General features: G+C 58.8%; 1 protein-coding gene. It reads right to left on the reverse strand.

Annotated features, from left to right (window positions below):
• Positions 1 to 612 (reverse strand): T6SS effector phospholipase Tle3 domain-containing protein (locus tag M5G20_RS30065; protein ID WP_443218336.1); only part of this gene is annotated, 612 nt, incomplete at both ends.

Consider the following 612-nt stretch of genomic DNA (forward strand, 5'->3'; position numbering starts at 1 on the left):
CCCATGATGGTGATGGTTTCATCAGGCGATACCCGGCGAATCTCACGGACCAGCATCGCCAGCCGGTGCGCGGCAAACACAAAGTAATGCCGCAGCGGTGCGTTGGCGAAGAGCAGGTAATTGTTCGGGCTCAAGCGCTCCACGGCGCCGGTTTTCACGTTGGCCTTGAACCCGCCGCCGTACATTTCCTGCAGGTTGTTGGTGGCGTTGACGAAAAACCCGCCAGCCTTGGCAAAGTGGCGATCCAGGCGATTGCCGTGGATATCCTGAAACTGGTTGCGCATCCGGAACGGATCACCGGCGTCATCACGCTTGACGTGGTCCGGCGCGGCCCGATAGCCCCAGTAGAACGGGATCATCAGGCTACGGATTTTTGGGGCGTTAGTATCTCGGCGATAAAGATAAGTGTCAGGATCATCGAGTACTGCTCTCTGATCATTGCTCAACGTTTCAAGCGGCACTCCTTTAGCCGCACTGTAAGCCGCCCCATACCGCCCCGCCTTCAGATCCGGCCGATCCAGCCGTTCATTCACCCCCTGGCACAACCCGGTTTCCACCGACTCATAAGACGCCCCGGGGTCATTCACGCCGTGCAGGAAAATCACCACGCCC

This window comes from Pseudomonas sp. TNT2022 ID1044, assembly GCF_028656895.1.
Classification (GTDB): Bacteria; Pseudomonadota; Gammaproteobacteria; order Pseudomonadales; family Pseudomonadaceae; genus Aquipseudomonas; species Aquipseudomonas reinekei.